Raw genomic sequence first — 21,982 nt, 5'->3', positions numbered from 1 at the left:
CCAGCGGCTATTAGCATGTATAACCAACATTTTGGATTCGTAGAGCTACCGTTTTCGATAGTGCCTAATTCTCGTTTCCTTTATCTAAGTCAACGCCATAAAGAAGCTATTTATCATCTCCAATCAGGCTTAGGTGATGGTGGTGGCTTTGCGATGTTAAGTGGTGAAGTCGGCACGGGTAAAACTACCGTAGCGAAAGCCATGCTAAATGGGCTCGATGGGTCAACTCAAGCGGGCTTTATCTTAAATCCTACTTTCTCAAATATAGAACTGCTCGAAGCAATCTGCGATGAGTTTGGTTTAGATTATCAACCGAACGCTTCTCTCAAGCAGCTTAATAGCTTGATAAAACAGTTTTTGCTTGATAGCTATGCCAATGGCAAACAGACCTTATTGTTGATTGATGAGGCGCAGCATCTATCGGTGGATGTACTAGAGCAACTGCGATTGCTGACGAACTTAGAAACCGATCAGCACAAGTTGCTGAAGGTTCTGCTTATCGGTCAGCCAGAACTGCAGCAAAAATTGCAGATGCCGCAATTGCGTCAGTTGGCGCAGCGTATCACTGGTCGATACCATCTATTACCGCTAGATGCACAAGAAACCGCGAAATACATTCAGTTTCGCGTGCAATTGGTCGGTGGCAATGATGAGCTGTTTTCAAGCAGAGCGGTTAAGTATATCGCTGAGCAAACACAGGGAATTCCGCGCTTAATCAACTTGGTTTGCGATGCGAGTTTGAAGCGTGCTTACCAGTTAGGTGAAGAGAAGCCAAGTTACCAATCGGTAGAGTTTGCTTGTGATGAAGTGATGAGCTTTCAAGCGTCGTTTCAACAACCGCAATTACAGCGACAGCAAAGACAAAGCCGAAACTCGACCTTACTATCTGCTGGTGCCGGTTTGTTACTCGCAGCTGGCGTGTGGTGGAGTGTGCCGAATTACTTGCAACAGCCGATACACAATTGGGTGGTGGCACAAAACCCCGCAAAACCAAACATCGAGACGACCAAACAGATCTTTCCTCCTCAACTTGGAGAGTTAGTACTTACTTCGCAGCAGTTTGAATCTTCATTAGCGGATCTCTATGCGTTGTGGGGCTATCAAGCTTCCCGAGTGGATAAGCTTTGTATTGAGAATAACCAGTCGCTATTTCACTGCCAATCATTCCATGGTGATTTGGCGGAGTTAAAGCAGCACAACTTACCTGCTGTGGTTACTCTAGAGCATGAAGGGCAAACTCGCTATGCAGTATTGGATAGGCTTGATGACACTCAAGTGGAGCTGGTACTGCAAGGTAAACGGGTGATTGTGGCGACAGAGTGGTTTGAGCAAATGTGGCAAGGAGACTATCACTTGATTTGGCAGCGAGGATGGTACCGACCTCTTGCTCCAGGAATGAGTGGGTCAGAAGTGGCAAGCTTAGACAGTTCTTTGTCTCATGTATTAGAGCTTGCGCCATCAAGCAGCTCCCGTTATGGCGCCGAAGTGAAAGAGAAGGTAGAACTTTTCCAGCGCTGGCAAGGGCTAAGTGTTGATGGCATTGCAGGAGCGGAAACCTTGCAAAGATTAGAGCTGTATAGCCAAGGTGATGCGCCTAAGCTTCAATTAGAGGAGCGCAGCTAATGTCACAAACTTTAAAAGCGCTACAGAGTTCTGAGCAAGGCTACAATAGTCATCAAGCGAGTACTCCACTATCAATGGGTGTCGCGCCGCAAAAACGCTCGCCTATGGCGATTCACTTAACTTGGCTACTTTTGCCTGCCATCGTCGCGGGTGGTCTAGCGGTGTACAACCAATATCAAGTTCAGTCGGTTGAGTGGCAATTGGCGAATCAAGGCCAAGAGGTAACAGTAGAAGTACCGGCTCCAGTTATCATTGAACCTTATGTTGGCATTCAGAAACTGGCATCGACGGAAGCGGAACAACCTTTTGTTGAAGAAGTTGCTGCTGCGCCTGTTGCTTCATCTAAAGCGATTAAGCCAGCACCAATATCGGATGCCACGCCAAAAGTAAAAGTCACCAAGAAGAGACCGCAAATTACCGCGCAACCCGCAGATGAACCATTGTTAGAGAACATAGATCTGTCTGAACTTTCACCCGAAATCCTTCAGCGCGTTGAAGCAGTCATGGCGGGCTCAGGTACTACTCAAAAGACGGACATTGATGATTTATCGCAATCGGCCAGTAAATGGCAAGGTAAATTACCCGCATTGAACTTCCAAACCCATGTCTATACGACAGATGTGAACAAACGTTGGGTGAAGATCAATGATGTCGAGTATAAGCAAGGCGACTGGATTTCGGATAACCTGAAACTCGTGACGATAGAGCCGCAAGCATGTGTGATTCGCTACAACAAGGATTTGATACGCGTGCCAGCGCTTTATGAGTGGAATGGCTAACTGAGTAGGCCAGAAAAGCGTTAAATACAAAAAAGGTCACCAATGGGTGACCTTTCGTTTATCGGGTGTGACGATTATGCCCAACCTGATGGGGAGCGTTTCTTACGCGGAATAATATGCGGAAGAATCAAGCCAAACAGTAGACCGATACCAGCGATACCACCTCCGTACATCAAGTACTTCATCAGTAGATCATCTTTTTGTGTATCTAGTTTAGCGCGTAGGTTACGAATCTCAGTTTGAGATGCTGTAAGCTGCTGACTGATCTCGCTGTAGTTTTGCTCTAGTTCAGAGATTTGCTTATTACGAGTCTCAAGCGAATCAACGAGACCATCTTTCTCTTTGTTCGCAATTTCGTTGGCGTTTTCTAATTTGTATTTTACTTCAGAAAGCTCTTTTTCAAGACGAGGAAGGCGCAGTGCCATACTTTCTTGTGCAGTCACGAATCGAGAAGCAACCCAACCTTTGCGTCCCTTTTCATCGATAATTTGGCTGTAGCCAGTTTCTTTGTTGGTAGTAAGAAGGTTCACTTTGTCGCCAGCATTCACGCTGCCGATAATTTTGTACTGGTTCGAAGGGCCAGTGTGCATGTAGGTGAACAAATTATCAGAGATGTAGCGATCTTTAGCCATTGCAGCAGGGGCTGCAAGAACACATGCTAAGATCATAAAAACCAGTTTTTTCACGGTAAATCCTTTAACAGTCATCAAGCTTTCAGCTAGAGGGCAAATAGTATGAAGTTTCTTTAGACTGTGCAACAAAGAAGGGAGGCTGAGCCTCCCTTTCTGCGGTGTTGAGTCAATAATGACAGTGTTCTAACAAAACACTGACCTATTGATTAGGCGAATGAAGCTTGAATTGCATAGAAGAACACAACCGCTAATAGCGCGCCCGCAGGTAACGTTACAATCCATGATGCAACGATATTACGTACAACACCCAAGTTCAGAGCAGCAATACCACGTGCAAAACCTACACCTAGAACCGCACCTACAAGAGTTTGCGTTGTCGAGATTGGCAAACCAGTACCTGAAGCCAGTACAACTGTACATGCGGTAGCTAGCTGAGCTGCAAAGCCGCGGCTTGGTGTTAGCTCAGTGATACCTGTACCAACGGTCGCCATAACTTTATGGCCAAGCGTTGCTAGACCAACTACGATACCAAAACCACCTAGAGGTAGAATCCACCAAGCAATCGTGCTCTTGCCTGTGATTTCACCCATGTGCTCCACAGTTGAAACAACCGCTGATAGTGGACCAATCGCGTTTGCTACGTCGTTTGAGCCGTGAGCAAATGCCATTGCACAAGCTGTGATAACCATTAGTACGCTGAAGATACCTTCTACGCCTGCAAAGCCGTGGTCATCTTCACGTTCAGCAAATTTCTTCTGAATGTAGATGTAACCGCCAATCATGATAAGGCCAGAGAAACCAGCAGACCATAACCATGCTTCAGTGTTGCTAAGGTGAAGACCTACGTGCTTAAGACCTTTCTTGATGGTTACTAGTGCGATAACCATAGTGGTGATAAACATGTAAACAGGTACAAAACGTTTTGCATTGAATAGTGGCTTTTCAGTGTCGAAGATCAGACGCTGAGCACTTACGAAGATGACGTAAGCAAAGAAACCAGAGATAACAGGCGTAATAATCCAGCTACCTACGATACCTTGAACACTCGCCCAATCGACAGCTTCTGTACCTACTGATACACACGCAAAACCGATGATAGCACCGATGATTGAGTGAGTAGTAGATACTGGCCAGCCCATGTAAGACGCTAGTAATAGCCAAGTACCAGCAGCAAGTAGAGCTGACATCATACCGTAAACAAGAACATCTGGCTGATGAGCAAACAGTGAAGTTTCAATTACACCTTTACGGATCGTATCGGTTACTTCACCGCCGGCAAGATATGCACCAGCAAATTCAAAGATCATTGCGATAATGATCGCTTGTTTAACGGTTAGCGCTTTTGAGCCCACAGAAGTGCCCATTGCATTGGCTACATCATTCGCACCAATACCAATGGCCATCAAAAAGCCGAAAATCGCTGCAACAATAATCAGGACAGTGCCGTAGTTCGCAAGGATATCCATCGTAATACCTAGTTGTTGATAACAAGCGGAGCAAAAATTAGACACGAAAAAGCCCCGTTAGCGTAGAAATATTCATCGCCTATATGGGGTGTGTCGAAAAATGCTCTTCGTTATTGAGTTAACTTATCGTTTATGAGCGAGATAGCAATAATTCCAATCGAGCGCCAACACGTTGTGCTTGATCGGCAATACCGCCTACCCATTCTAAAATTTTGTACAGGAACATCACATCGATAGGATTTAGATCTTGTTCGATTAGCATTAGCTGCTGACGAAGTTCAATCTGCATCGCATCGGTGTCGTCTTCAATCATGTCCAATTGATTAATCATCTCTGCAACCAGAGTGACTTCACGGCCTTTAAATCCAGTTTCCAACAGTTCATCTAGCTCGTTGATCACTTTTTGCGCTTGGTTTGCTGCATCTAAACAACGTTTCAAGTAAGCAATAAAATTCTCTTGTAGCGGAGCTGGGATAGTTAGCTGGCGGCCATAAACACGACCTGCGATATCTTTAGCAAGGTTTGCTAGTTTGTCTTGTTGCGTTAGTAGTTCAAGCATATCGCTACGATCTACTGGCATAAACAAACCGCGAGGAAGTTTTAGACGAATTTCGCGCTTTAAAACGTCGGCTTCTTTCTCAAGGTGAGAAATTTGTGCACGAATTTCAGATGCTTTTTCCCAATCGCCTTGTGAGATCACTTCAAAGAAGTTCACAAGGTGAGAACAACATTCGTTCACGCACACGACGTGGCGTTGCAAAGGCTTAATAGGGGACTTTGCAAATAACCCCATGATTGTATTTACTGGCATGGTCATTCAACCTAATTAATATAACCTATAAATAACATACACCGATTTGAGGTGAAATGTTGAACGATGGCTATAAAGGCGCGCATGTTAACCCATTAAATCTCTCTTTAAAACTGTTTTAGATCATCATTGGGGCGATATTTCTCTCTTGCCGAGTGAGAAATTAGGCAATATCCTGTTCGTATCTGCTTTTAAAGGTATAACTATGGAAACCGAGATAGAACTGAAGTTTTTCGTTTCTCCTGATTTTTCAGAAACTTTACGTAACAAAATATCAGAAACAAAGGTACTTCAGCACAGTTGTCGTGAATTGGGTAACACCTATTTTGACACTTCTGATAACTGGTTAAGACAGCACGATATCGGCTTGAGAATCCGCCGTTTTGACGATGTATTCGTCCAAACAGTGAAGACAGCAGGACGTGTTGTAGCAGGGCTGCATCAAAGACCAGAATACAATGCAGAACATAACAGCAACGACCCAGATTTAACGCTGCACCCGCAAGACATTTGGCCAAATGGTAAAGATGTCGCGACGCTGCAATCTGAGTTGTCTCCTCTATTCTCGACTAACTTCACCCGTGAGCAGTGGCTACTTGGCATGCCTGATGGCAGCCAAATAGAAGTGGCTTTTGACCAAGGTGAAGTGATTTCCGGTGAGCTGCGCGATGATATTTGCGAAGTGGAACTGGAGCTAAAATCAGGTCAAACCGATGCGCTGTTTACCTTAGCTCGCATGCTTAGTGACAACGGCGGCATGCGTTTAGGTAACCTTAGCAAAGCGGCTCGTGGCTATCGCCTCGCGATGGGTTATACCGGTGATGAGGTGCGCGCTTTAGAGCTGGTGAATACCGATAAGCATGACAACGTCGAATCTTGCCTGATTAACTCGCTTGAGCATGCACTATCTCATTGGCATTACCATGAGCAAATCTACTCAGAGCGTGAATCGATTGAAGCACTGCATGAAATTAAGAACTCGATTAGCTTTATTCGCCAAACCTTAACCATTTATGGTGGCATTGTGCCGCGCAAAGCCAGTGCACTAATTCGCCAAGAGCTTAAATGGTTAGAGCAAGACTTAGAGTGGATTAAACACTACGATTATCTGGAAGACCTGCTGGAAGACAAAGGCCATGCGCTGCGCAAACTGGATGCACGTAAGTTCTTGGTTGCTGAGCTATCAGAAATGCAGCAGCAATTGCCTACCCGCGAAGATACCCTTGCTCAATTTAACTCGGCACGTTACACCGCATTATTGCTCGATTTAAGCCGTTGGATCTTAACTCGTGGTTGGCAGCCGTTCTTAGATGATAAATCACGTCAAAAGATGGCGCTGGGTATTGAGCACTTCTCAGTTCGTCAATTAGAGCGTACTTGGAACGAACTGATTGATGCTTTCCCGCCAGAGAAGATTTTATCTCGCCAAGAGTATATCGATCAGCAATATCGCTTGATGCGTAACCTCTACACAGGGGTGGGGTTCGCCAGTTTGTACGACGCAGAAGAGCGTAATAGCTTCCGTCTACCTTGGGCTGACTTACTGCAAGGGATTGATGACTTGTTGATTCTGAAAGTGCTAGAGCCACTGGTTGAAAAACTAGAAGGCGAAGAGCGTGAGCAGCTAGAGCGCTGGTTAAGCCGTCAAGAGACTTCAATTTTGCATGCGATGGAACAAACTCGCATCATGAGTATTGAAGCTGAACCATACTGGCAAGAATAGCTAGAAGGTTAATTACAAAGGAGAGCTATTGCTCTCCTTTGTTGTTTTGGTCTGATAGTTTCTCGAGATCTCGATTCATCTTACTTTCTAACTTCTCCAATCGGCTGAGTAACTTTTGTTGCTGTTCGAGCATTTCCGTCATCTGCTTCTCTTTTTCCGCTGCTAACAGACTTTGTCTTTTGGTCGGTGAGGTAATAATTGAAGTGATTAAGCCTGAGATCATACCAAATAAGCCAACACCACAGATGATCAAAGCCGAGGCCAAGATCTTACCGCCCTCAGTCACAGGGTAGTGATCGCCATAGCCCACCGTAGAAATGGTTACTAACGCCCACCATAATGCTTCACCACCTGTCTTTATATTTGCTTCGGGGGAGTGCCCCTCAATAAACAGCATAGAGCTAGAGCCAAGCGTCATTAGCACCACCAACAACAATAAAATTGAGGCGACCGTGGTTTCTTTGCGATTGGTGAATAACTGCTGCACCAAACCACGACTGGATCGAATGACTAAAATCACGCGCAAAATATGAAAGATGCGTGCAAAGCGTAAAGGTTCGATCATTGGCACACTGGCAATGAAGTCGATCCAGTGTCTTTTCATAAATTGCATTCGATCTGCGGAGCGGATCAAATCAATCAATAGTTGTAGAAGGAAAATGCTACAGATGAGGAAGTCGAGGCCGATAAGAACCTGACGAGTTTCTGGACTGATTGGTAGGAACAATAAGCCCGAGATCACAAATAGCGCCATAAAAGACAGAATAAGTGACAATAAGCTCATCGGCTTGGTGTCGTCTTTGGTATTATTTCTTTTCATACGAGGCTCAAAATAAATCGATGTACTTGCTATCTAATTACATTTACTAGCACTAAAGTACCCAAAAGAGTCCACTTAAGATAGAACTCTTATAACCCTGACTTTAGCGGAGAACGGACAATGACGACAATGGCTTTTAAGCCTTGGGAGCGAGTGGTTACGGACATTCGACTGGTTCCTAAGATGGCATTGCTAATGGTGTTCAGTACCTTACTGATCGTCGGCAAGCAATTATGGGACGCGAATACCTTCTACGAATCAATACTACTTGTTACTGAAAACGCTGCTGTTGCTCAAGAGCATTATGAAGCTTATCTAATGCAAGTAGTTTGGCAAACCATCGTATTGATCGGTGTTTTTGTCGCTATTCTGTTGTTCGCTGCACGCATTATGTTGCGCCAAACTAGCTACCTTAATCAAGCGATTAAGCTAATGGCGAGCGGTGACTTGTCTTCACCGATTAACCTGCAATGTAAAGACGAGTACGGCGATGTGGCGCGCGAGCTTGAGAAAACCCGTTCTCGTTTACAAGAGCTGATCAAGATGCAGGTAAGCTCGTCACAAGAGCTTGCAGGCCTAACTGAGATCATGACATTGAGTATGTCTGAGACCAAAGAATCTGCGCAGGAAGAGTTCAACGAAATTGACCAACTTGCGACCGCAATGAGTGAGATGACTTCTACGGTTCAAACGGTTGCTGATCATGCGCAAAACGCTTCGTCACTCACTGAGAGTGCTTCAGGTCAGGCGGCAACAGGTCAACGCTTCGTTCAAGATACCGTGGGTAAGATTAGCGAGCTTTCGCAAGATATCGCAGCGTCTGCACAAGCGGTAAACCAAGTTGAAGAAAGTGTCGACTCTATCGGCAGCGTTGTTGGTACCATCCAAGGCATTTCAGAGCAAACTAACTTACTTGCATTGAACGCCGCGATTGAAGCTGCGCGTGCTGGTGAAGCCGGTCGTGGCTTTGCGGTCGTAGCGGATGAGGTTCGTAATCTTGCACAACGTACTCAACAAGCGACAGTAGAAATTCAAGAAATGATCACTCAACTTCAATCAAGCGCAAATTCTGCGGTTGAGTTGATGGAGAAGAGTGTGGTTGAAGCGGCAGAAGGCGTAGAGCTAGTGACCAACGCGGGTAGCGAGCTTGATGGCATCGTAACGCAAGTAAATCAAATTAATGACATGAACTTCCAAATCGCGACGGCTGCAGGTCAGCAAAGCAGTGTGGCGGAAGAGATGAACCAGAACTTAACCAATGTACGTGAGCTGGTGGAAGCATCAGTAACCGTGGTTAGTGAGCTGTTAGAAACGTCTGAAATCATGCAGCAAAATGCTGAAGAGCTAGATAAGAAGATCACATCGTTCAAGGTGTAATCTAACTTTTAGCTAATCTTGACCTCACAGAGTGACTCAATAAACGCCTGCTACTAAATAGCAGGCGTTTTTTATTGGATAAAATCTGTTATAAAAGACAGTAAATCAGCACCATACCTAAGCTGTGGCATTGTTACCCAGCAGGAACATCGCATGTATATTAAGGCTCTCATCAAGGAAGAACTATGACACTGCCTTCATCTCTCAGTCCTATCTCTCAATCTGCTTTGACTCAGTTGGAAGAGTTCGAACTCGAAAAACATTGGCCGCAAGAGGTCTATTCTCAACTTGTTTACGTCGCGGGTTTGAGCAAATTTGTTGTTGAGGCGCTCGCTAAAGATGAAGGGTTACGGCAACAACTGCCAGAAATGCTAACGATGGAAAACCGAGCAGACCACTACAGACAACATTTAACGGCGCTGTTAGCAGAATGCCATGATGAGATGGCAGGACAGCGGGTACTGCGCCAGTTTCGATACCGTGAAATGGTCAATATTGCTTGGCGGGATTTTAACGGCAGTTGGTCTTTAGAGCAGAGCTTGCAGCATTTGTCTGAGCTAGCCGAGGCGATGATTTTTGAAACTTATCAGTGGCAATACAAAGCGTGTTGTGAGCTGTGGGGAACGCCATGCAATGCGCAGGGCGAAGCGCAGCCAATGCTGATTATTGGCATGGGCAAACTTGGTGGCGGTGAGCTGAACTTCTCATCGGATATCGACCTTATCTTTACCTACCCAGAAAATGGCGAAACGCAAGGGGCACGCCGCAGCCTTGCCAATGCGCAGTTCTTTACCCGTTTAGGTCAACGTATTATCAAAGCGCTCGATCAACAAACGTTTGATGGCTTTTGCTATCGCGTTGATATGCGTTTACGTCCGTTTGGTGATAGTGGACCATTGGTAATGAGTTATGCCGCACTGGAAGATTACTACCAAGAGCAAGGGCGTGACTGGGAACGCTATGCGATGATCAAAGCGCGGGTGATGGGACGAGAAATGTACCCGGAATATCAAGAGCTGCGCCAAATGCTGCGCCCATTTGTATTCCGTCGCTATATCGATTTCAGTGCCATTCAGTCGCTGCGCCGCATGAAGTCAATGATCAGCAGCGAGGTTCGTCGCCGTGGCTTGAGCAATAACATTAAGCTTGGTGCGGGTGGCATTCGTGAAATTGAGTTTATCGCCCAAGTGTTTCAGTTGATTCGTGGCGGTCGAGAGCCAAGCCTGCGCCAGCGTGGTCTTTTGGTTACCTTGGATGCGATTCAAGAATTGGAACTGCTAGAGCAACATGAAACTAATCATCTGCGCGACGCTTATAAGTTTCTGCGCCGATTAGAAAATTTGCTGCAAGCGATGGCTGATAAGCAAACGCAAACCTTACCTGATAATGCTCAAGAGCAACTTCAACTTGCGGTGGCTATGGGCTTTGAGGGCTGGGAAGATTTACTTGAGCAAGTGCGCTCGCACATGGCGAATGTTCATCAAGTGTTTACCCTGTTGATTGGTGATGACGAAGAAGAGCAGACCGAAGTTGCTAAGCATTTCCATGAGCTGTGGGATATGGCGCATAAAGCGGATGTGATAGAGCATGTGCTTGAGCATGATGTGGCGGTAGAAGAGCCGGCCATCATGGCGCAAACCATCATTCAATTTAAGAGTGATTTAGCTAAGAAGACTCTTGGCCCTCGCGGTCGAGAAGTGCTGAACCACTTGATGCCGAAAATCTTCCAAGCGATCTTTGCCCATAAAGACGCTAAGTTTGGTTTATCACGCGTGCTGCATCTGCTGCAAAAAATCGTCACTCGAACCACCTATCTCGAACTGCTAGATGAGCATGAAGCTGCTTTGATACAGTTAGTGCGTTTGTGTACTGCTAGCCCGATGATTTCAGAGCAGCTAGGCCGTTATCCTATTCTTTTGGATGAACTTATTGACCCGCAGCAACTCTATAATCCTGTGCCACTTGAGTCGTATCGAACGGAATTGCGCGATTATCTTGCGCGTATTCCAGAAGACGATATGGAACAACAAATGGAAGCGCTGCGCCAGTTTAAGCAGATTTGTATTTTACGCATTGCGGCTGCTGATATCGCAGAAGTGCTGCCGGTGATGAAAGTAAGTGATCACTTAACTTACCTTTCTGAAGCGATTGTGGAATCAGTGGTCAATCAAGCTTGGCTACAAATGACCGAGAAATATGGTCAGCCGACTCATGTTCACGATCGTGACGGAAAAGGCTTTGCCGTCGTAGGTTATGGCAAAGTCGGTGGTTGGGAGCTTGGCTATAATTCCGATTTAGATATCGTGTTTATGCATGATTGTCCGGTCAACGTGTACACCGATGGTAAAAAGGAAATCGATGGTCGCCAGTTCTACTTACGTTTAGCGCAGCGCATCATCCATATTTTCTCAACTCGCACGGCATCTGGCATTCTGTATGAAGTGGATACTCGCTTACGCCCATCGGGCGCTTCCGGTTTGTTGGTTAGCCCAACCGATGCGTTTGATGAGTATCAACGTGAAGATGCGTGGACATGGGAACATCAAGCACTTGTACGAGCGCGAATGATTTATGGTGATCAAGCGCTGCAAACCGCGTTTGCTGACATTCGCCACAACATACTGACCTTGCCTAGAGACACGGACAAACTGAAAAAAGACGTCACTGAGATGCGTGTGAAGATGCGCGATCATCTGGGTGGCAAAAAAGCAGGGCGCTTTATGCTCAAGCAAGACCCCGGTGGCATTACTGACATCGAGTTCTTGGCGCAATATTTAGTGCTTAACTATAGCCATGACAAACCGAAATTAACCCGTTGGTCTGACAATGTACGCATCTTTGAATCCATGATGGCGCAGGGAATCATGGATGAAGTCGAAGCGATGGCAATCACACACGCTTATACTCAGATGCGCGATCAGATCCACCATCGAAATTTGCTTAACTTGGATGCCGATTTAGCCGATGACAAATTTACTAAAGAGCGTGAGTTGGTGACTAAGGTTTGGCAGCACTGGCTAGAATAGGGTTTAGGCTATGAAAACCCTATGTTAAACTTCGCTTGAATTACATAATGGAGATCCATAATGAAACCAATCCTACCTGACTACAGTCAATCAGGCGTACTTATTATCGGCGACGTAATGTTAGACCGTTACTGGCATGGTCCTACTGGCCGTATCTCGCCAGAAGCCCCTGTGCCTGTAGTGAAAGTAGAAAACAACGAAGAGCGCCCTGGTGGTGCAGCTAACGTAGCAATGAATATTGCCTCGCTAGGTGGTCACGCGCATATCGTCGGGTTAACAGGGATCGATGAACCAGCAAAAGTGCTGAACGAGACATTATCTTCACTGAAAGTGAAATGTGATTTCGTTGCACTGCCAGAATACCCAACCATTACTAAGCTACGTGTGCTTAGTCGTGGTCAACAACTTATCCGTTTGGATTTCGAAGATAAGTTTGAAAATACCGATCCAGAGCTGATTCTAGATCGCATGGAGCAAGCGCTACCAAAAGTGAAATCAGTGGTTCTTTCTGATTACGCGAAAGGTGCTCTTGAGCACGTGCAGCAATTTATCCAAAAAGCTCGAGCAGCGAATGTGCCTGTCTTTATCGACCCGAAAGGTGCGGACTTTGAACGCTACCGAGGTGCAACGCTTCTAACGCCAAACATGGCTGAATTTGAACACGTTGTAGGTAAAGTGAAATCAGAGCAAGAGCTAGTAGAGAAAGGCCTAGCACTGATCGAAGAGTACGACTTTGAAGCGCTGCTTGTGACTCGTAGCGAGCACGGTATGACACTTCTTCGTCGCGGTCAGGAACCATTCCACCTACCAACTCAAGCGAAAGAAGTGTATGACGTAACAGGTGCAGGCGACACGGTTATCTCTGTGCTTGCAGCTTCTGTTGCAGCAGGTAAGCCATTAGACCAAGCGTGTGCATTAGCGAATGCTGCAGCTGGTGTGGTTGTCGGTAAATTGGGCACATCTACTCTTTCGACCATCGAGTTAGCAGAAGCAATTCACGGCAGCCAAGATACTGATTTCGGAGTCATTACTGAGTCAGCATTGATTGAAGCTGTGAAGCAAGCGCAAGCGAAAGGCGAGCAAGTGGTGATGACTAACGGTTGTTTCGACATTCTGCACGCAGGCCATGTTTCATACCTAAACCACGCAGCAGAGCTAGGCGATCGCCTAATCGTTGCGGTAAACACTGATGAGTCTGTTAAGCGTCTTAAAGGCCCTGGTCGTCCGGTTAACCCGACTGATCGTCGTATGGCGGTGTTGGCGGGTCTAGGTGCCGTTGATTGGGTGGTGCCATTTGGCGAAGATACACCTCAGCGTTTAATCTCTGAAGTACTACCTGACTTGTTAGTTAAAGGTGGTGACTACAAACCAGAAGAGATTGCTGGTGGTAAAGAAGTGATCGCTAATGGCGGCCAAGTTAAAGTGCTTAACTTTGAAGATGGTTGTTCAACCACAGAAATTATTGACGCTATCAAAGGCGGTAAGGGTTAATCCCTTTGACTAAGCCAATTATTTGCTAAGCAATAGATGCGAAAACGCCCACTTAGTTAAGTGGGCGTTTTTATTAGGCGTAATTTAAAGCGGTGAGCAGTTTAGTACACATCTCGCACGTAACGTTTTTGCTTCTTCAGATTTGCCACATACTCTTTCGCTTCTTCTTCGCTGACTTTACCGTGCTCTGCGATAACATCGTGCAGCGCTTTATCAACGTCTTTAGCCATGTGGTAAGCATCACCACAAACAAAGAAGTAACCGCCACGCTCAAGCCATGCAAACAGCTCAGCACCACTTTGACGCATCTTGTCTTGTACGTAGACCTTTTCTTCTTGGTCACGAGAGAAAGCCAGATCTAAGCGAGTCAGAACTTCTTTCTTTTGTAGTGCTTCTATCTCTTCTTGATAGATATAGTCGGTCGCACCATTTCGGTCACCAAAGATAAGCCAGTTGTCACCGGGTGAAGCTTGAACTTCACGTTCTTCTAGAAAGGCACGGAATGGGGCAATACCGGTACCCGGCCCAACCATAATCATCGGCGCTTTGTCATCTTCTGGTACTGCAAAGTTTTTGTTTGGTGCGAAGTAGCAAGGGACTTTTTCACCTTCATCGACGATGTCAGCTAACCAAGTAGAGCAGGTGCCGTTATAGTCACGTTCACCGCTTTGATAGCGCACACTACCTATGGTTAGATGAACTTCATCGTTGTGTTTGTTTAAGCTTGATGAGATGGAGTAAGCGCGCGGTGCAATTGGCTTTAGCAGAGACAATACTTCCGCCAGCGACAGCGTTACATTTGGGTAAGCACGCAGAATATCTAAGGTGTCTTTGCCCCATAAGAAGTCATTCAGAGCAGAGCTGTCTTCATTGGCAATCATTTCAATCAGTTTATGATCACTAGATGCTTCCGCCATTGCTTTGACAAACTCTTTCGATGGAGTTCGAATATCCAAGTGGCGAGTGAAAATTTCGCGCAGACTGTGATTCTCACCATTCCATGATGGCTTTTCGTCGCCAGAGAAATGTAAGTGCGCTAAGAAATCTTCCACCAATTGAGGTTGGTTCTGTGGGATTACGTTGAGTGCGTCACCCGGTTTGTAAAATTCACCTGAGCTTTCCAACGAAAATTCATAATGAACGATCTCTTTCGATGATCCTTCTTTATTAAGAACACGTTTGTGCTTCAACGTCGCTTGCAGCGGGTTCTTACGACCGAACTTAGACTTCTGCTTTGGGCTAGAGGCTGCTCCTTGTGCTGAGCCGCTTTCACCATCTTCACCTTTGTCTGCGATGCCAGGTAGAGTGGCAATCATCCACTCTTCAGATGGTTGTTCAAAATCGATATCGCAATCGACACGTGTGGTAATACGGGTTGCGCCGAGCTCTTCTAGGCGTTCGTCCCAAAGCTTACCAGCCAAACAGAATTCGTCGTAGCTAGTATCACCCAGAGCAAGCACTGAGAAGAAGGTGCCATCGAGCTTAGGCGCATTGTCGCTGCTCATGGTTTGCCAGAGGGTTTCTGCATTGTCTGGCATTTCACCTTCACCGTAAGTACTGGTCACAATCAGTAGGCGAGATGATTTAACAAAGATTTGCGCATCGACATCATCCATGTCGTAAACGCTCGCCGTCATGCCGTATTCTTTGGCTTTTTCCGCTGTATCGTAAGCAACGCTTTCTGCATTACCTGTTTGTGAACCATAAAGAATCGTCAGTGCTTTCACCTGAGGTTTAGATTCAGCGTGGACGACGGATTCTTCTTTTACCAATAGACGTGAGTGCAGGCCAGAAAAGAAGCCCGCTAACCAAGTCTTTTGGTCTTCGTTAAATGGTATATCTTGTGGCAAATGAGGTACTTTCATTGTTCTTCCTATCTTAAGATACGCGCCTTCCCTAGGCTGCTGGGGCTTCTTGTTCAGTTTGTTTTGCGAGTGCTCTTTCTTGCTCAATATCCGCTCGAATCACATCGGCAAAGGCGTGGCAGTACAGTGTTGCCATGCGCTGGTTAATCAGTTCGATGGATTGCAGTTGTTGGCTAATGTCAGCTTCTCGCGCAAGGATCCAAACAGTGGTTCCTCGGGAATGGGTATCCCAAACATCGCGTCGTGCTAGTGATGATTTGTAGTCTTGCACTCGCTTATCAGCAAGCAATACCGCAAGCTCTTCATCTTTGTAGTTGGAAACGGCTTCTTTGACGTCTTTGCTAATCGCATCAAGCAGTTTTTTGTCACGGTGCTCAAACAAGCGCTTAACCAGAACGGTTTGTTCTTGTTCGTCGCTGGTTTGTGTTTTGACTAATTGCTGTGCTCGGTGCAACACACCGCTGTGAGTCAGTAAGTCACAAATCAGAGAGGTATCCATATCCCCATATTGCGGGCTTAAGCCATGAGCAAGATCGATACCGTCACGGTAAGCAAAGTGAACCTGCTCAATTAAGCGACCCGCTTCACCGCTGATAAGCTCTTCGAGCATTTTCTTTCGCGGGTGAGATTCGAGAATGCTTTCTGGATGTTGGCTTTGTACTAATGCAAGCGGCATCACCAAGGTAAACATGGTGCGGCTAGTTGGCCAATCAGCCAGAATTTGTTGCACTTTTGCCGATTGGGTAAAGCGCAGGTGCTGTTCTAGGTGCCACTTTAGTGCTTCTTCATAACCTGGATCATGGTCGATCAGTGGCAGCGCCATCACAGAGTCTTTACTGCAACTGTCTGCAAATTTTCCATCAACGTTATACTGGTAAGCCACACCTCCAGACATGCCATTACCAAAGCCTTTTCCGTAACCACCTAAGTTGATCACCGAGCCGTTGGTCATGTATTCACAACAAAAATCACCAACGCCTTCGACAACCGCAACCGCACCAGAGTTACGCACTGCGAAACGGTCGCCCGCTTCACCGTCAATAAAGGCTTGGCCACCCGTCGCACCAAATAGGGCGAAGTTACCAATCAGTACGTTATTTCCTGCGCTTAACTGTTTGTCACTTGGTGAGCGAACCACAATGTGACCACCACTAGAGCCTTTACCGACACCATCGTTACAAGTGCCAGTGTGCTCCATGATTAGGCCACTGTTGTTAAATGCAGCGTAACTTTGGCCTGCGCTACCACGGCTTTGCACTAAAATGGATTCTGCGTCTAAGAAGCGGCGGCCATTACCACTGGTTAGAACCGCTGGGTGATTTTGGCCAACTTGTTGGTAGTTAAGGCTACGTTCGATGTCTATCGATAGCTGGCCACCGGTAGATTTATTGCAGTTATTCAGCTTACCGCCATCGAGTACGATTTGGCGTTGCTCAGATTCGAAGTAATCCCCAAGTAGTTGTTCGATGAGCTTGTCATCGGGTGTGAAATCCGCTTCAAGGTAAACAGGTTTAGCAATCTTGACGATGTCTACGTCACGCAGTAAACCAGTGACATCTAAGCGACCAACAATACTGTGGTGGTTGGCTAAATGTAGTAGCTCTGTGCGGCCACGAATTTCTTGTAATGAGCGGTAACCCAGTTTGGCGAGAATCTCACGTACTTCATGAGCGACGTTCAAGAAGTACTGCGCTAGGGCACGAGGGTCGCCTTGGTAAAGCTCAGGGTTGGTGGTTAAGCCAGCAGGACATTTGACGTTACAGTTCTTCGCCATGACACATTTCAGCATCATTAATGCAGTGGTACCAAACTCAAAGGAGTCACCACCCATAATGGCTGATTTGATGACGTCCATACCAGTTTGGTGCGCATTTGAACAGCGCAGCGTCACTTTGTCTCGCAAGCCGTTTTCACTCAGGGATTGGTGAACTTCGGCGATACCGATTTCGGCAGCACGGCCGGTGTTCTTCAAACTGGTTACTGCAGCTGCACCCGTACCACCGGTGTTACCGGCTACGTTAATGACATCGGCACCTGCTTTCGCCACACCAACAGCAATTGTGCCGATACCTTCAGACGACACCAGTTTGACGATGACGCGAACACGAGCAGCTTTGGCATCGTGAATTAGCTGACCTAAATCTTCGATAGAGTAAGTATCATGATGTGGAGGAGGGCTGACTAATTCAACGCCTGGCGTACCGCCACGAGCTGCTGCAATTTCTACCGTTACTTTTGGCGATGGTAGCTGACCACCTTCACCAGGTTTTGCCCCTTGAGCGATTTTGATTTCAATCTCTTCAAGCTGAGGGTCTGCTAAATACCCGACCCATACGCCAAATCGACCAGAAGCAAACTGTTTGATTTTGCTCGATTTGATGGAGTTAAAACGAGATGAATGTTCACCACCTTCACCAGAGTTACTCATCGCGCCTGCAATGTTAGTCCCTTGTGCGACGGCTTGGTGAGCATTGGAGTTGAGTGCGCCGTGACTCATTGCGCCGGACGCGAAGGTCGGCGTAATTAAATGTGCTGCGTCGACCTGATCTAGCTCGATGGGTTTACGCGCTGCGCGGATTCGGGTTAAAAACCCTGCTAGCTCTGGCTTGGCTTTTAGCTCTATTGCATCGCCATTGCGTGTCACTGACGATACTTTTTCACTCCAAGCTTGTTCGATAGCTGTCTGTAACGCATCAGTGGCGTTTGAGTTAGTCAGCTTTAGGACAAAGTGATCGCCTTGTGTATCGACATCTAAGCCAGACCACAAGTAGTCAATGTTGCCATCAAAATGGAAACGATCGAGTAGGTGAGCAAACTGCTCGACGGTAGTCACTGCGCCAAAATCGAGCGGCAATAACAGAATGTCGCGCAGAGTCGCTGGGCGAGATTCCCGTTCAGTATAAAGATTGTTGGCGAATGAACGGTATGAAGGGGTAACGTTAAATGCATCAATCTGCTCTGGTGTGAGTTTGTCGTAACCACGTTCTTTGTAGCCGAGGTCATCGTTAGTGACGATCGCTGACTCAAGTGCTTTCTCTGCTTGGTCATCGTTGGCGTACTGAACAGACTCTTGAGTCATGTTGATGTATTCGCGAACAGCCGTGTTACCAAAGCTGTGTCCCGCACCGTCTTGACGCTCTTTAAATAGGCCGAGTAGCGGGATTTGGTTTTCTTCGTTGATCGCCAATGCTTTGAAGTGCCATTTTGCTGCACTCCATGCCAAATCATCTAAACGAGCACCACCAACCGGTGAGCTGATGTTGGGGAAGTAACGCTTTAAACAGTCAGAGTCAGTATCTAAGAAGTTGGATTCAAAGAACTCGCCACCGATATAACTTTCCGCAGTACAAAGACCGAACTTACCCATGGTCTTCATTAGTGATTTTTCACACGCTTTCTGGAAGTTGTTTAAACCCGTTTCAACACTCTGATTGTTAGATAAGGTTTTCGCTCGGTGGAATACCGATATTGGGCAGATAGCTGATGCACCAAAGCCAAGTAAGCAGGCAATATCGTGGCTGCTCACCGCCTGACCCGTTTGATAAACGATACTGGTATCAAAACGGAGGCCTTTCTTAATTAAGCGCTGATTGACGGCGGTTACCACAAGTACCGCAGGCAGAGCCGCTTTATCACTGGCGATGTTTTTATCGCTTAATACGATAATGCCGCAGCGATCTTTGGTCGCTTGTTCAACTTGGTCGCAAAGCTGCTGAATCGCTTGCTCAACGCGTTGAGTGTTATCTTCCCTGCTGTTGAGTGTTGGTGTGAAAACAGCGTCTAAAGTGGCAATTTTGATGCGATCTTGCTGGAAAATCTGCTCAAGTTGTTGTGGTTGAAGAATCGGTGAGCGCAACACCAGTTGCACTGTATCTTGTGGGCTGAAGTTTGGTTTTGCACCTAATGCGACACGCAAAGTCATGCCGTCAGACTCACGTAGTGAATCTAATGGTGGGTTAGTCACCTGAGCAAAACGTTGGCTAAAGTACTTCGACATGCCACCTTCTTCATCGGTCAGCACGTTAGGTGCGAGACCAAAACCCATCGCAGTGATCTTTTCTGCGCCGTTTTCTAACATTGGGTCGAGGAAGAATTTGAAACTCTCTTGGTTGAGCGAGTAAGCCACGTGGCGGCTGTACGAGCTAAATTCGGTGTTTTCTGTTACCTCATCAATCGATGAAGATTCAAGATCATTGAGAGTAATACGTGCTGACTCAAGTAACGCACTGTAGTTACGTTCTTTAGCAAGGTTCTCTAGAATCTCTTTCGTTTCGTAAGATTGGCCTGTTGCGTGATCGAAATAGATCATGCCGCCTGCTTGAATGCGGCCAAAGCGGGTAATTTGCTCGGCCGGGAAATCAATTTGTCCAGCTTCACTCATTACCGCAAGGTAACGATCCGTTTCGACACTACGCAGTGGGCGTAAACCAAGACGGTCTAGACGCGCACCTACTTTTTGACCATCAGAGAAGATCAGCGCTGCAGGGCCATCGTTTTTCTCTTCCGACAAACTGAAATATTCCAGCATGTCGCGGACTTGTTGTGAAAGGTTATGATCGTTTTCCCATGCTGGTGGCATCATGGCCAATACTGCGGTGACGATATCGAGATGATCTTCCACTACGCGACGGGCAAGAGTTTGGTCTAGACGAGCAGAATCTGATTGCCCTTTAGGGAAAATAACTTTTTTATGCTGCTGACGCGCGATGGCATCTTCGCTCAATCGGTTCTTCTTATCGGTGTTTAACTCACCGTTGTGCGCCATTCTGCGAAACGGCTGAGCCATCATGGTCGCAGGCGCAGTGTTAGTTGAGAAACGGGTGTGGAAGAACAGCGTGGTAATTTGGTGTTCTGGATTCGCTAAGTCAGCAAAGTAGGGCACCACTTCCCAAGAATTTAGACGACCTTTGTAGACTTGAGTATTTGAACTCATTGAAAGTGGATAAAAACCTTCAAGTGCGTCATCAGTAAATCCGGTCGATTCAAGTGTGCCGAGCGCTAGGTTAATCTGTTGCTCAAATTCAGCGATGTTGCGCGAAGAGTCACCATTGATGAATACCACTTGATGAATAGTTTGCTGAACTTGCAATGAAGCTGCGTTCACCGCTTCTGGGTTGATTGGCACTTCTCGCCAGAGTTGAATGGTAAGCCTATATTGGCTCAGGGTTTCTTCTATCAGGGCTTTTGCAGCATCAAACTTGGATGGGTCAAAAGGGAAGAAAAAGTTGGCAACGCCAAAGTCACCTTTATTAAGGTGAGGCTGACCAAGTAAAAAGCGATAGAAGTTAACCGATAAATCGATATTTACACCAGCACCATCACCAATACCTTCGGCGTTCATGCCGCCACGGTGGGGAATCGTGCATAGAGCTTGGTGAGCAAGAGAGAGCATTTCATGGGTTTGTTCACCGGTTTTATCGGTGATGAATCCCACCCCACAGCTCGAGTGCTCATGCTCGCGATCATACAGCGAGCGATATTCCTGATTCATTCGATCATTTCCTTGATTGCTAGCAGTGCAACACTGCGGGTTCCTTTGGCATGTATCACTACGGTGCCGAAGCCTTCAGCTATGTTTTACATGAGAACGATTCCGATTCGCTCTTATGATTAGGCTCAATAATTATCACGAGCGGTGCTATATGGCAAGCATTCTGTGATTAAGATCGCCTATTTTTCAGATCCCGATAGCGAAAAGTTAATGAATAGTTGTTCGTTTTTTCTGCTTATATTGTCAGAATGCTTCGGCCTGTTATCGAATGAATTTTAGTGGTGAGTGTGGCTTTATTCCAATAATCCTGAACTATTTAGCGATTCTCTTAGTGACTCTGCGCGTTTTCGGTTTACTCCAAAATCTGAATAACCAACCCGAGACTCAGAACGAACCAGTAGTTGGTTGCCGTCGATTTTTAACTCTAAGTCATCGACGAACTTCATAATTTTACTGGTGCACTCGATGCGTAGGTAATCAGACTGTTTGTCTGCGGTTTTCGCACCGGGTAATTGCAGCGCGATTTGTTCTATTTGGTCGATGGTGACATCAGGTTTGAGTGTGAAGGGCGCAATTTGATGCTTTTCTCTGTCGTCTAACGTAGAAACGCAGTTAGGTTTATCGCCACAAAGTTGATTGATTTTGCTCGCCATGCTTTGTTCTCCTTGGCTACATCCGGCAAGAATGAATAGCGAAGTAAAGGGGATTAGATATGAACGCATTTGTATTTTCCCTGAATTATCAAGCTTTTTCAGTGTAGCAAATTACGTAGCGGGTGGAAGTGGCGATCAGAGAGTTAGAGAAAAGAGTGAATAAAAAAGACCAGCGCAAGGCTGGTCAAAACTATAGACGGAAGGAAAGAGTGGCGGAATAGCGTT

General features: G+C 46.3%; 13 protein-coding genes. 6 read left to right on the top strand and 7 right to left on the bottom strand.

Annotated features, from left to right (window positions below):
• Positions 1-15 precede the first annotated feature (15 nt).
• Together MU515_RS13025 and MU515_RS13020 are read left to right on the top strand one after the other, a co-directional pair.
• Entirely contained in the window at positions 16-1,623 is a 1,608-nt protein-coding gene (locus MU515_RS13025; protein WP_260260865.1) for an ExeA family protein, read from the top strand.
• The gene (locus MU515_RS13020; RefSeq protein WP_260260864.1) at positions 1,623-2,402 is read left to right on the top strand and encodes a general secretion pathway protein GspB; all 780 of its coding nucleotides are present in this window, start codon (positions 1,623-1,625) and stop codon (positions 2,400-2,402) included. The genes MU515_RS13025 and MU515_RS13020 overlap by 1 nt, the downstream gene beginning before the upstream one ends.
• Before the next feature lie 74 nt (positions 2,403-2,476).
• Here the strand turns inward: MU515_RS13020 and MU515_RS13015 are convergent, their stop codons facing one another.
• The 3 genes from MU515_RS13015 to MU515_RS13005 all read right to left on the bottom strand — a co-directional run bounded on the left by MU515_RS13015 (position 2,477) and on the right by MU515_RS13005 (position 5,311).
• Positions 2,477-3,088 (bottom strand): TIGR04211 family SH3 domain-containing protein, encoded by a 612-nt coding sequence (locus MU515_RS13015; protein WP_260260863.1) that lies wholly within the window; start codon positions 3,086-3,088, stop codon positions 2,477-2,479.
• Positions 3,089-3,240: 152 nt separating this feature from the next.
• Positions 3,241-4,500 (bottom strand): inorganic phosphate transporter, encoded by a 1,260-nt coding sequence (locus MU515_RS13010; protein WP_260260907.1) that lies wholly within the window; start codon positions 4,498-4,500, stop codon positions 3,241-3,243.
• Positions 4,501-4,630: 130 nt separating this feature from the next.
• Positions 4,631-5,311, bottom strand: a complete 681-nt coding sequence (locus tag MU515_RS13005) for a TIGR00153 family protein (protein WP_260260862.1) — start codon at positions 5,309-5,311, stop codon at positions 4,631-4,633.
• 205 nt (positions 5,312-5,516) lie between these two features.
• On the opposite strand from MU515_RS13005, the gene MU515_RS13000 reads away from it, so the two are divergent.
• The gene (locus MU515_RS13000; RefSeq protein ID WP_260260861.1) at positions 5,517-7,034 is read left to right on the top strand and encodes a CYTH and CHAD domain-containing protein; all 1,518 of its coding nucleotides are present in this window, start codon (positions 5,517-5,519) and stop codon (positions 7,032-7,034) included.
• Positions 7,035-7,059: 25 nt separating this feature from the next.
• Here MU515_RS13000 and MU515_RS12995 read toward each other — a convergent pair whose 3' ends face one another.
• Positions 7,060-7,854, bottom strand: coding sequence for a potassium channel family protein (locus tag MU515_RS12995; RefSeq protein WP_260260860.1), 795 nt, complete (start codon positions 7,852-7,854; stop codon positions 7,060-7,062).
• A 120-nt stretch (positions 7,855-7,974) separates the two neighbouring features.
• Between MU515_RS12995 and MU515_RS12990 the strand changes: the two genes are divergently transcribed.
• The 3 genes from MU515_RS12990 (at position 7,975) to hldE (ending at position 13,748) form a co-directional block, all read left to right on the top strand.
• On the top strand, positions 7,975-9,231 hold the full coding sequence (locus tag MU515_RS12990) for a methyl-accepting chemotaxis protein (protein WP_260260859.1): 1,257 nt from the start codon (positions 7,975-7,977) through the stop codon (positions 9,229-9,231).
• Between the two features lie 185 nt (positions 9,232-9,416).
• The gene (gene glnE / locus MU515_RS12985) at positions 9,417-12,257 is read left to right on the top strand and encodes a bifunctional [glutamate--ammonia ligase]-adenylyl-L-tyrosine phosphorylase/[glutamate--ammonia-ligase] adenylyltransferase (protein ID WP_260260858.1); all 2,841 of its coding nucleotides are present in this window, start codon (positions 9,417-9,419) and stop codon (positions 12,255-12,257) included.
• A gap of 60 nt (positions 12,258-12,317) precedes the next feature.
• A complete protein-coding gene (gene hldE, locus MU515_RS12980; protein ID WP_260260857.1) occupies positions 12,318-13,748 on the top strand; it encodes a bifunctional D-glycero-beta-D-manno-heptose-7-phosphate kinase/D-glycero-beta-D-manno-heptose 1-phosphate adenylyltransferase HldE in 1,431 nt (476 codons plus the stop codon).
• A gap of 101 nt (positions 13,749-13,849) precedes the next feature.
• Here hldE and MU515_RS12975 read toward each other — a convergent pair whose 3' ends face one another.
• The 3 genes from MU515_RS12975 to MU515_RS12965 all read right to left on the bottom strand — a co-directional run bounded on the left by MU515_RS12975 (position 13,850) and on the right by MU515_RS12965 (position 21,826).
• Positions 13,850-15,613: a diflavin oxidoreductase gene (locus MU515_RS12975; RefSeq protein ID WP_260260856.1), complete on the bottom strand. Its 1,764-nt coding sequence runs from the start codon at positions 15,611-15,613 to the stop codon at positions 13,850-13,852.
• 31 nt (positions 15,614-15,644) lie between these two features.
• Positions 15,645-21,104 (bottom strand): glutamate synthase-related protein, encoded by a 5,460-nt coding sequence (locus MU515_RS12970; protein ID WP_260260855.1) that lies wholly within the window; start codon positions 21,102-21,104, stop codon positions 15,645-15,647.
• Between the two features lie 293 nt (positions 21,105-21,397).
• Positions 21,398-21,826, bottom strand: coding sequence for a DUF1499 domain-containing protein (locus tag MU515_RS12965; protein ID WP_260260854.1), 429 nt, complete (start codon positions 21,824-21,826; stop codon positions 21,398-21,400).
• Positions 21,827-21,982: the final 156 nt, after the last annotated feature.

Source organism: Vibrio intestinalis (assembly GCF_025195085.2).
Taxonomy (GTDB): Bacteria; Pseudomonadota; Gammaproteobacteria; order Enterobacterales; family Vibrionaceae; genus Vibrio; species Vibrio intestinalis.
This window is presented reverse-complemented; position numbering and strand designations above follow the sequence as displayed.